This is a genomic window from Limosilactobacillus reuteri subsp. porcinus, assembly GCF_036621895.1.
Lineage (GTDB): Bacteria > Bacillota > Bacilli > Lactobacillales > Lactobacillaceae > Limosilactobacillus > Limosilactobacillus reuteri_J.
Genome location: NZ_LN887417.1, coordinates 1 through 8,085, shown reverse-complemented (window position 1 = coordinate 8,085; position 8,085 = coordinate 1). Strand labels below are relative to the sequence as shown.

Below are 8,085 nucleotides of genomic sequence, written 5' to 3'. Positions count from 1 at the left end.
TAGCTTGTCAAGAAGAAATTTTAATTAATTTTGAATTCCTTTTGATTGATAACTCAATCAGCAACTTCATTAATATATCATGTCACCAAATTGATGTCAATAGTTATTTTTAATTTTTTATTAAACATCTCAACAGCACTTAACTGCTTTGACAACGGTAACTACTATACATGGATTTTACTCCCTCGTCAACACTTTTTTTGATTTTTATTCATTTTTTTCGTTTGCTTTACCATATTATGATAATAAACGTTATTTAGCCTTTTCAAAGAGGGTGCAATGATCCTTTCGTCATTGACTATGAATGAACTAGTCTCACACAACTAATTTATACTTACAATAAATATATTTTTCAAAAATTATTAAAAGTTTTAAACGCCCCTTCACAACATTTTTCTATCTTGCTACACTTTAACAGTATTATCTTATTACACAAAGGAGAATTACTTTGGCAACTCTTATTGATTTTATATTACACATTGATGTTCATCTAATTCAGATTGTTAATCAATTCGGCGATGCGACTTATTTAATTTTATTCGCTATTATATTTATTGAAACTGGTGCAGTCATAATGCCATTTCTACCTGGAGATTCCCTTCTCTTTGCTGCAAGTGCACTAGCTGCTGACCCACGTTATCATCTTAATATTTGGATTTTTATTTTTATTTTCTTATGCGCCTGTTTGGGTGGAGACTCCCTTAACTTTTTAATTGGTCATAAGATTGGGAAGAGCCTTTCTAACCACTCACTTTTTGGTAAATTAATTGATAAAGATAGTCTAGAACGTGCCGAAGCCTTCTTTGAAAAGCATGGTGCGCCCGCTATTATTCTTGCCCGTTTTATTCCGATCATTAGAACATTTGCTCCATTTGCGGCAGCAGGTTCTGGTTTTCCCTACAAGCAATTTATTCGTTATAGTGTAATTGGCTGTGTTATCTGGGTAGCACTTTGCTGTGGATGTGGTTACTTCTTCGGTAATCTTCCGTTCGTTCAAGAACACTTCTCTGTCATCATTCTTGCAATTATTGTGGTTACGTTAATTCCAGCCGTTGTTGGAGCATTACGTTCGCGTTTTGTTAAAGAAGATGCTTAACATCAGCTTTATCCATCCCCAGATCAAAAGTAAGATTATCAATGTAAATCCTAACCATAATCCAAATAGTACTGTAAAAAAATTTTCAGGCATCAACAATATGATTGGCGTTGTTCGTGGATCAAATAGCCAATCCATATTGCTAAAGAAAAGACAATGAAATTTAATAAAAAGGACATCGAAATTTGTTATCCCCATAAACCCACTAAAGAGCAACAAAATAAATAACATCTGAAACGGCAAAATCAGGCGCCAGAGCTGATTTTGCTGTTTTTGTTTCTTCAATCCAAACACTAACAACGGGAGCGAAACCACCATCACAGCTTCATTCAATAAAACCAAATGTCTTACGTCTTCAAAATGGTGAACTGCAGAAGGGGCAATTGGTAAATACCTTAGTTCGAGGGTTCGCTGGGTCGGAAGCTGGATATATTTAATAACATTTCCATAATCGGTCATTAATTCAGAGGCAGATAATCCTAGGAGGTGCTTAGGAATTGTTATAAAAAAAGGTGAGATGTTAATAACGATAAAAAGAGCAATACTAATTGCAACAACTAAACTAAGTAGTGTCAATAAGATTGCTCTCCCCCATTGAATAAATTCAAATTTCCCATTCATCAAGATTATTCACCTTATATGTTGGCTGAATTTTTTCTTTTATAACTTCTTCTGGGCGCGATAAACCAGTATAAACTAATAAACTATCCATCCCAACGTTAATTGCTGCCTCAATATCAGTATGATAGTTATCACCAACCATAATTACCCTTTCTTTAGGCAATTTAACTCTTTCAAGTGCCATTTTCATAATTATTGCTTCTGGTTTACCAATCATCACAGGTTTCACTTGAGTTGCATATTCTACTAATTTTACAATCGACCCTGCTCCAGGAACCATCCCTCGTTCATTAGGCAAATTACTATCAGCATTGGTCCCAATAAATTTAGCACCATTTCGAATTAACAAGACTGCCTTTTCAAGCTTCTCATAAGTAACACTCGTATCTAATCCTACAACGACATATTCAGGTTGATTATCAGTCAAGATAAACCCTCGCTTTTCTAAAGCTAACTTTAATCCTGACTCACCAATAACATAAATCTTACTTTTTATCGGCGCCATTGACCGTAAATAGTCAGCAGTTGCGATTGCTGTTGTGTATATATTTTCCGCCGTAACATTAATATTATGATTTTCACGGAGGTTTTCAGCGACAAAATCTGGTGTTCTGGTACTATTATTTGTTACAAATAGGACCTCTTTTTGGGCATCTTGCAGTCGTTTGATAAATCTTCCGGCTGCTGGAATTTGCTTTTTACCCTTGTAAGTAGTCCCATCTAAATCAATAAAATATCCTTGATAATCTTTCATCGTTTGCCTTAGCTCCTCTTTTTTCGTTGATGAATCACAAATTTTTGCCGGTGACCATTTTTTACACGTTCTGCACGCTGATTATGCCGTTGACGCACGTTCGGTTGTTTAACCTGCCGTCGCCGTTCATGAATGACTGGCGTAGTTTTCTTTCGACGCTGACGGTAACTGTGCCGTGGAATACAAACATCATCATTGTGAAGGATAAAATACGCACAGCCAAAATTACAATACTCAAATAAATAATCCTCAATCGTATCAGTGCCCAATTCTGGTTCAAATAAGGGATTATCATCATCATAAAAACCCTTTAAGCGTAATTGGTCATATCCCCAATCCCCAACGATATAGTCATATTTACTTAGGACACTACTAAACCGTTCTGCGAATTTTTCTGAATTAAAGCCATCACGGTAGTCCTTTACTAATTCGTAGGGATGTCCATTAACGGTAAAATGTGTCTGGTCTTTTTCTTCAATATGATAGATTAAAGAACGCTGCTCTTCACGCTGATCAATATAATCTTGAATCTTAGCTCTATTCATCTTTTTCCACCTTCTTTTGATTATTTTTGTCCCGGATACTTTATAGTTTTCTTAGCCACGATTTCTTCTATTTCATGAAAATTCAGCGGTGCTCCAAACTTAGGCTTATTTTCGAGATAGTCTAATTCAGGAGCGTCCACACCTACATTTATATTTTCTTTAATGGGAACAGAATAATGATGAATATGGCCATGAAGGTTAATAATTTGCGGCGCTATTCCTAACATAAGCGGGTAATGAGTTAAATAATACTGACGGTGATTATATTTTAATAGTACCCCCACGTCATGAAACTGAAATTTAGGAAGTCCATTAAACTCATAATTATTATTATCTAGATACTTAAAAAGGGCGCGATTATCGTGATTCCCCTTTACCAATATTAAGTGCCCATGTAACTGTAATAATACCTCAAGAATTGCTTGATAGGCATCTCGTTGAGGTTTAGTAAAGTACAGAGCAATATCTCCTAAATGATAGACAATATCATTTTCGTCAACTTTATCATTCCAATTATCAATAATCGTTTGGTTCATCTCATCGACATTATTGAATGGTCTTGGTGCAAATTTATTCGTACCAAGGAGACTGTCATGAAAAAAATGAGTATCTGACGTACAAAACTTCATAAAGAATCTTCTTTCTTAAAAAGGCAATATAGTTATCTTAAATTCTAAAATAAAAAGAGACTAGAGACAAACATTTCTTGTCAACTAGTCATCTTTTGGCGAATTATTTAGTGCTTAGTTATTTTTCTTTAAACGTTCAATGTCACGAACAATCATTAATTCTTCGTTAGTTGGAATTAACAATGTCTTAATTTTTGCATCATCAGCGGAAAGATCACGTTCAACACCATGGCAGTCGTTCTTTTCTTGATCAATCTTAATACCAAAGTAGCCAAGCTTATCTGCGATCATCTTGCGTACCGGAACACTGTTTTCACCAACACCGGCAGTGAAGACAATGGCATCTGCGCCACCCATCTCCGCAATATATGCTCCAATGTAACGGACGATGCGGTTAACATAAATATCTAATGCAAGTTGTGCCCGGTCGTCACCCTTTTCAGCGGCTGCAAGAATATCACGCATATCTGGTGAGATACCAGAAATACCAAGTAAACCAGACTTATGGTTCAAAATATCAATCATCTCATCTGAGGATAAGTTTAATTTACCTTGCATAAAAGCAATTAAGGATGGATCAACATCCCCTGAACGAGTTGCCATTGTTATTCCCGCAACAGGCGTGAAGCCCATTGACGTATCGAATGACTTACCATTCTTTACGGCAGTGATTGACGCACCTGCACCAATATGCATGGTGATTAATTTAAGCTCTTCAATTGGCTTTCCTAACATTTCCGCAGCACGTGCAGATACGTAACGGTGACTGGTACCGTGAGCACCGTACTTACGAGCACCATACTTCTCATACCAATCATAAGGCACACTGTACAATGCGTTCATTTCTGGCATATCAACATGGAATGATGTATCAAAAACAGCAACCGCAAATGCATTAGGCAATACTTTACGGAAAGCTTTAATACCAACTAATTCTGCAGGCTCATGAAGTGGAGCATATTCTGACAATTCATCAATCTTGCTAATAACATCATCATCAATAATTGTTGAATCCTTAAAGAATTCTCCACCGGCAACGATTCGGTGACCTACTGCTGTGATTTCATCATAGCTTGCCACAATCTTTAATTCAATTAACTTATCTAACAAGTAATTAACTGCGGCAGCATGATCAGCAAATGGCTTATCTTCTTCATGCTTTTGACCATTACCATACTTAATCTTAGCATGACCCATCTTTTCACCAATACGTTCAATCGTACCTTCAGCTACTACATCTTCACTTGGCATATCAAATAATTTGAATTTAAGTGTTGAACTACCAGCGTTAACTGCAATTGTTTTTGACATTGACTTTTCTCCTTTAACGTAAATTCGTTGTTACCCATTTACTGATATCATCCATGAATGAAGCAAATTTTGCTTTATCCTTAAATGAAGGAAACTCACCCAACAAAACTTTAACTGCTTGTTTGCTATCTCCGCCCTGGCGCTGCAATAACAGAATTGATTTTTGAGCATTCGGATTAGCAAAAAGTTCTGCTGGTAAATTGATAAGTCCTTGTAAATAAGCAACAGACTGAATCCATTTAACAAATGATTGTGATTCTTTAGTTTGGAACAAGCTACTAGGCACTAAGAATACCCCAAATGCACCGGGCTTAAGATAATTCATAGATTGTTCAATCAACAAATGGTGAACATATGAATGACCCTCTTTAGCCCGTGTTTGATAGTTTTTGGCGTTTTCATCAAGCGGATAGTAACCAATTGGCAAATCAGAAATAGCTAAATCACATTGAGGAATATCCAAAGCAGTTACAGCATCTTGATGGTACAACTTTACATTAAGGTGTTGTAATTCTGTACTTACGCTCGCAACTTCCAACATATCTTCGTCATTATCTATTCCGTAACCAACGATGTCTTTATCTCCATTTACTTTAAGCTGATTCATAACAGTCGTTAATAAATTAGCTGTCCCAACGGCTGGATCAAAAACAGTCTTAATCTCCTTGATTTTTGTAACCTTTTCAATTAAGAAAGCCATGATTAAGCCAATTGTATCAGGAGTCATTTGATGATTAGCCTGAATTGCGTCTTTTCGAATTACTTTCAAAAAACTCAGCTGGATAATTTGCCGGATAATTTCTGGCTTCATATTTTGTAAATTTAATTCTTGGTATATTTTCTGCAATTCATTTACAGTTTTTTTATCAGGAACACCGTCATCAACACGAACAGTATTATTGTCAATAATATTTTCTGTGTTTTCTAATAGCGCATCTAAATACGAACAATTTAACGCTGCTTGTAAAATTTCGGTGGCCTTATCAAAAAGCTCAAATAATTGCTGTGGTGTTTTCTGTGTCAGTGCTAGTCGCCTCCAAATAATACAATCATTACCTTACTAGTTTAACTATTATTCCTAGCAAATTCAAGATAACACTCTCATTGACCTCTTAGATTATCTTTTATTTTATCAATATAAATTGAACAAAGGTCTCGTCCCATTTCCTGATAATTTTGATAATATCGATATTGAAACAATAAAATTGAACTAATTATAAATAGGACGGCAATACTTACAAATAAAATAGAACCCTCTTTTTTATTTTGGTGGATAAAACTTAACAATTGCACTTGCTTTCTCTCCATCCTTCCTTGTCACCTTAATCAATACTCGTTGGGAATCAAGTTGCGTAAACGAGTATTCATGATTCTTAATGTTATCTAACAATGGCATATAACCACCTTTATTCTGACACGTTAGGTATAGAGCATGGTTTTCTCTTAATTCATACTTTTGATCAGTTGTCTGACTGTACAGTAATAACCAATTATCACGAACCTCCATTAATTCAAAACGATGATTGACCGATTCTAATTCCCGTAAAAACAAATGCCAAGTGATCGTTGATTCTAAGTTCATTTTACCTACTTGTCTCATGCTAGTAGTAACTAAACTTATATTGATAATCACTAATGAAGAAATAATTAATGCGCAAGTCGCTTCTATTAAAGTAAAGGCCCCCTTCTTCATTTTTCAACCCGACAAAGGCATCGATCATTATTATAAACACCCACCCTTTGGACCGTTGCTTTTGCGGTTAAATCACCACGGCTTAAAATAACTGGTTGCTTTTTAACCGCATATAAATCACTAGCCTCTTTTCCTAACCTCGTTGCGGCCATTTTTAGCTGAATATTTCTATTTTGTAACCACAATTGTTTTTCGCAAATAAAAAATAAATTTATCCCCATTGCTACAACAAGTAAACTAACTAAACTATCTGCCATCATAAATGCTTTTGCTTTAGCGTTTCTCAATTCGGTATCCTCCCCATCCTAATTGAATCTTCATGTAGTAATCGCGGCCATCAATTAATGATTTAAAACGCTGGGTACAGGGACGCGTATAGCCATTTGGCGTAAGATAAAGTTCACCAAACCACTCAACATTCAGTGTCGAGGGAATAAGAATTTCTTTTGTTTCTCTTGTTTGATCATTTATGCGAAAAGTAATCATTTCGTTATTTTTGTCGTGGCGAATTACAACAAATTGATGTTTACTCTCACACTTTAATTGCGCCCACTGCCAATCTTGACGCAATGATTGCCAAAATTGTTCTTCAGCTATTTTTTGACGCGTTTTTGTAAAATTTGGAATTGTAATTAGTAAAAGGAGGGCCGCTATCCCTAAAACAATGATTGCTTCAAGAAACGTAAACCCTTCTTCTTGAAGATTCATCGCTGAATTGCCTTTCCATCAACAATTACAATTTTTTCATGATGGGCCTGCTGGACTTGCGCATCAGTCAGGTAATTTGCTTTATTCAATTCCTCTAAACTGACATTATCAGTTCCATTTTCATATGCATCAATTTGGGTCTGAATTACAGACGTCATCGCTTTTCCATGGATACTATTAGCATGCTTTCGCTGTTGAGAGAGATTGGGCAGCATGATCAATACTAGTAAGCTAATAATAAATAAGACGATTGACATTTCAAGCAAGGTGAAGCCTGATTGTTTTTTCTTTAAAATTTTCATTAATAAACTCCTTGGAATGAATGATAAATTGGCAATAAGATACTAAGATATAAAATAACAATTATGATTGCAATAATGCTAAAGATAACTGGTTGAACAAAAATCAATAAATGTTCAATTGCAGTTGTAAGGGCCTTAAATTTTAAATTTGCGAAAACAATTAAGTCCCGTCCCATATTTTCTCTGGTTGCCCCCTTATTCATAAAAACGATTAATTCATTAGGGAGAAAAGAGTAGGTAGCCACCACTTCTGAAATATCTCCATCACGTTGAATAGTAGTCATTATTTTGTTACCAAAAATATAAAGAATTGATTTTCTATCAAAACTCTGGGTAATTTCACAAATTTCAGCCAACGACAATCCTTGTTGCAACATTGATCCTAATATACTAGTTAAATAATATTGAACTGAAACTTGAAAGCCC

Annotated in this window: 12 protein-coding genes; 1 reads left to right on the top strand and 11 read right to left on the bottom strand. The window is 35.3% G+C overall.

Annotation, left to right across the window (positions count from 1 at the left end; translation table 11 throughout):
- Window positions 1-448: 448 nt before the first annotated feature.
- Entirely contained in the window at window positions 449-1,096 is a 648-nt protein-coding gene (locus tag AACL61_RS05895) for a VTT domain-containing protein (protein ID WP_013923980.1), read from the top strand.
- Here the strand turns inward: AACL61_RS05895 and AACL61_RS05890 are convergent.
- The 11 genes from AACL61_RS05890 to AACL61_RS05840 all read right to left on the bottom strand — a co-directional run.
- Window positions 1,064-1,717 carry a TIGR01906 family membrane protein gene (locus AACL61_RS05890; RefSeq protein WP_339111121.1) on the bottom strand — a complete coding sequence of 218 codons (654 nt, stop codon included), beginning with the start codon at window positions 1,715-1,717 and terminating at the stop codon, window positions 1,064-1,066. The genes AACL61_RS05895 and AACL61_RS05890 overlap by 33 nt on opposite strands.
- Window positions 1,701-2,471 carry a TIGR01457 family HAD-type hydrolase gene (locus AACL61_RS05885; RefSeq protein WP_339111120.1) on the bottom strand — a complete coding sequence of 257 codons (771 nt, stop codon included), beginning with the start codon at window positions 2,469-2,471 and terminating at the stop codon, window positions 1,701-1,703. The genes AACL61_RS05890 and AACL61_RS05885 overlap by 17 nt, the downstream gene beginning before the upstream one ends.
- A gap of 8 nt (window positions 2,472-2,479) precedes the next feature.
- Window positions 2,480-3,016: a YutD family protein gene (locus AACL61_RS05880; protein ID WP_102815842.1), complete on the bottom strand. Its 537-nt coding sequence runs from the start codon at window positions 3,014-3,016 to the stop codon at window positions 2,480-2,482.
- Between the two features lie 20 nt (window positions 3,017-3,036).
- Entirely contained in the window at window positions 3,037-3,645 is a 609-nt protein-coding gene (locus AACL61_RS05875) for a metallophosphoesterase family protein (RefSeq protein ID WP_102815841.1), read from the bottom strand.
- 114 nt (window positions 3,646-3,759) lie between these two features.
- Window positions 3,760-4,956: an acetate/propionate family kinase gene (locus tag AACL61_RS05870; RefSeq protein WP_102815840.1), complete on the bottom strand. Its 1,197-nt coding sequence runs from the start codon at window positions 4,954-4,956 to the stop codon at window positions 3,760-3,762.
- A 13-nt stretch (window positions 4,957-4,969) separates the two neighbouring features.
- Window positions 4,970-5,980 (bottom strand): class I SAM-dependent methyltransferase, encoded by a 1,011-nt coding sequence (locus AACL61_RS05865; protein ID WP_339111122.1) that lies wholly within the window; start codon window positions 5,978-5,980, stop codon window positions 4,970-4,972.
- A gap of 237 nt (window positions 5,981-6,217) precedes the next feature.
- The gene (locus AACL61_RS05860; RefSeq protein ID WP_225355588.1) at window positions 6,218-6,538 is read right to left on the bottom strand and encodes a ComGF family competence protein; all 321 of its coding nucleotides are present in this window, start codon (window positions 6,536-6,538) and stop codon (window positions 6,218-6,220) included.
- A 107-nt stretch (window positions 6,539-6,645) separates the two neighbouring features.
- Window positions 6,646-6,936 (bottom strand): hypothetical protein, encoded by a 291-nt coding sequence (locus AACL61_RS05855; RefSeq protein ID WP_102815838.1) that lies wholly within the window; start codon window positions 6,934-6,936, stop codon window positions 6,646-6,648.
- The gene (locus AACL61_RS05850) at window positions 6,923-7,357 is read right to left on the bottom strand and encodes a hypothetical protein (RefSeq protein WP_102815837.1); all 435 of its coding nucleotides are present in this window, start codon (window positions 7,355-7,357) and stop codon (window positions 6,923-6,925) included. The genes AACL61_RS05855 and AACL61_RS05850 overlap by 14 nt, the downstream gene beginning before the upstream one ends.
- Window positions 7,354-7,659 (bottom strand): competence type IV pilus major pilin ComGC, encoded by a 306-nt coding sequence (locus AACL61_RS05845; RefSeq protein ID WP_102815836.1) that lies wholly within the window; start codon window positions 7,657-7,659, stop codon window positions 7,354-7,356. The genes AACL61_RS05850 and AACL61_RS05845 overlap by 4 nt, the downstream gene beginning before the upstream one ends.
- On the bottom strand, window positions 7,659-8,085 hold a 427-nt coding region (locus tag AACL61_RS05840; RefSeq protein WP_339111119.1), incomplete at its 5' end, for a type II secretion system F family protein. The genes AACL61_RS05845 and AACL61_RS05840, both read right to left, overlap by 1 nt.